The organism is Pusillimonas sp. T2 (assembly GCF_002236805.1).
In the GTDB taxonomy this organism is placed as follows: Bacteria; Pseudomonadota; Gammaproteobacteria; order Burkholderiales; family Burkholderiaceae_B; genus Neopusillimonas.
In genome coordinates, this window is the sequence record NZ_NIQA01000029.1 from 1 (window position 1) to 2,763 (window position 2,763).

The following is a 2,763-nucleotide window of genomic DNA, read 5'->3' on the forward strand; positions in this document are numbered from 1 at the left end:
CACGTTGCTCCGAAATACCCAATTGTTGTAAGTCCAGAGCCAAGCGGTGGCACCGAGTTGAACTTCGTCCAGACTGCTAAACAGGTTTTGGGCCAGCCAATCATAACGCACCGTGCGGTTATAACGCTCAACATAGGCGTTTTGCTGCGGATTGCCGGGTTGAGTATGGATTAGCGTAATACGTTGCCTGGCCGCCCATTGAAGCATGGTTTTGCCAATGTATTCAGGGCCGTAGTAAGTGCAGAATGATTGTCAGCCAAGCCAGGTGACTGGCATCCTTAGGTTTCTCTAGGACCCGAGGAGGACACCCGAATGGCTGACACAGCACATACTACGACTAAACCGCATTTGCTTGCTATCGATATAGCTAGAAAATTCAACGCTGTTTTTGTTGAACTGGCTAGCGGCGAGCAGCGGCGTTTCAAGATGACCAACAGCGCGCAAGACTTTGATCGTTTGGTGCAATACATTAGCTCGACTCCTGGGCCTTGGCGGGCCGCGTTTGAGCCCACAGGTGACTATCATCGCCCTATAGCACATCGCCTGCTTCAGGCTGGTGTAGAGGTAGCGATCGTCTCATCGGTTGCTCAGGCACGATACCGCGAAGCGAAGTTCAACTCCTGGGACAAGAACGATCCGAAGGATGCATCCATCATCCTGGACATGCTCAAGCACAACATGGTTATGCGATATGTGGACCCTATGGTTGCTGGTCATCACGATCTGCAAGAGCTGTCCAAAACGTACTACCAGATTACTCGAGCAAGAACCAAGGTGCTGCATGCCATCATTAATCATCATCTGCCGCTCTATTTCCCAGAAATGCAGCGTTATTGGCAGACAACTCGGATCGAATGGTGGTTAAGATTTATGCTCGAGTTCCCAACCCCACGGCATGTACGTCAACTGCCCCTTGAGGCATTTATTCAACAAGCTTGGGAACTGGTAGGAAGAAAGGTAGCCAAGACCACGTTGCTAACGGAAATTTGGCACATGGCCGAACATTCCGCTGCCTTACCTCATGACCCGAACTGCTTAGCTGTTGAAACATTTCGAGTGACACTGCGACAGGCTCAGCAGATGAATGATCTGCGCAGCAGCCTTGAGCAACGCGCCGCAGAAGTCTTGGCCTCGAATAAAGACTACGAGCAGCTGATCAGCCTGCCAGGTATTGGTCCGGTCATAGCCTTAACAGTGCTTGCAGAGGTCGGAGATATCAGGCGTTTTACACATCATCGCCAGTTTTTGAAATATTGCGGCTTCGATCTGGCAAAACTACAGTCCGGCACTCAGCGTGGGCGCGAACAACTTTCAAAGCGGGGAAACGCTCGTTTACGACTTGCATTCTGGATGGCTGGACAGGTTGCCGTCAGACTGCGTGAGAATGCCTTCAAAGATAAATATGATCGGTATATTCGTTCTAACCCCGGAAACGCCGACTTGCGTCGAAAGGCGTTGACGGCTGTCGCAGCCAAGATGGCCCGTGTTGCGTACAGCGTTATCAAATCGGGCCAACCCTATCAACGTTTTTACGAGCAAAGCTTACCCAGCGGATCGATCCCTATCAATAGGGCCGTAGAGGCAGAGCCGTATCACTGACCTCGTAGATAATGCTCGGACCTTCCGCTGGGCCCTCAAGCTGTTTTAAGTACAGTGAAGACCTGCAAATATCGTCAGGATCTTGTTTCTACTATGGTGAGCTGATCTGACCCGTAAAAGCGGAAAGACTGGGAAGTGTTGCATGCTCTTTTTAACGAGCGCTGAGTTTGCATCAGCGCCGGATGACTGTTGCCTCCTGATCAATCAGGCACTTGCATTTAGTACGTTGTCGCAACGTATGCAGGCGGGTTTACCGCGCCACTCAATGATCTGATCCAGGGTCCGTGTTACGCGCTCTGCCGGCAGGGAAAAGTCCACCTCGATCCCAAGGCCCTCGCGGTTAAAGTCGTCGACGACGTTCAGCAACCGAATCCCACGCCCATCGGTTAGCTGGTCGTGCATAAAATCAATGGACCAGACTTGATTGATATCCGTCGCCGTGCCCAGCGGATCCGGTCGCTCGCGCACCAGTCGCTTCTTGGGTTTAATGCGTAAATTCAGTTCCAGTTCACGATAGATGCGGTACACCCTTTTGTGGTTCCATGGGTAGCCTTTAATGTTGCGCAAATACAGGAAACAGAGGCCAAAGCCCCAGTTGCGTTGAGCCGTTGTCAACCGTATCAGCCAGTGGGCAATGACCTCGTTTTCGTCGTTGTGTTAGGCCTGATAATGGTAGGCGCTTTCGCTGATGCCAAACGCCTGGCACGCCAAACGGATACTGGATTTAAAGTGCTTAACGGCGTTTTGCGCCATCTCCTTGCGTCGAGATGGCGCTACCACTTTTTTCGCAGCGCCTCCTGCACCATTTCAGCCTTCAAACGCTCTTCGGCATACATCTTCTTGAGTTGCCGGTTTTCGGCCTCAAGCTCCTTCAGACGTGCCATCATCGAGGTGTCCATGCCGCCGTATTTGGCGCGCCATTTATAAAACGAGGCGCTGCTCATGCCATGCTCACGGCACAATTGCGGCACGGGCGTACCCGCTTCAGCTTGCTTGAGGATCGCCATGATCTGGCTGTCGGTAAATCGAGATTGCTTCATTGTGTGAATTCCCTTGTAGTGGAAATTCTACCTTCGATCACTGCGGTTTAACGGGAGGATTACCCACGCGCCTGAAAATCCTTTACTGGCATCGCAACGGGTTCGGTATTTGTCAAACAAGATG

At 51.7% G+C, this 2,763-nt stretch carries 1 protein-coding gene and 2 pseudogenes; 1 reads left to right on the plus strand and 2 read right to left on the minus strand.

All coding sequences use genetic code 11. From position 1 onward, the window contains the following. Window positions 1-231: pseudogene (locus PuT2_RS15570) on the minus strand (integrase core domain-containing protein); the annotation flags it as partial. An 81-nt stretch (window positions 232-312) separates the two neighbouring features. On the opposite strand from PuT2_RS15570, the gene PuT2_RS15575 reads away from it, so the two are divergent. Continuing rightward, complete coding sequence (locus tag PuT2_RS15575) at window positions 313-1,599, plus strand: IS110 family transposase (RefSeq protein ID WP_093971909.1); 1,287 nt, start codon at window positions 313-315, stop codon at window positions 1,597-1,599. Window positions 1,600-1,824: 225 nt separating this feature from the next. Here PuT2_RS15575 and PuT2_RS15580 read toward each other — a convergent pair. Continuing rightward, a pseudogene (locus PuT2_RS15580) lies at window positions 1,825-2,639 on the minus strand (IS3 family transposase); the annotation flags it as partial. Between the last annotated feature and the right edge of the window lie 124 nt (window positions 2,640-2,763).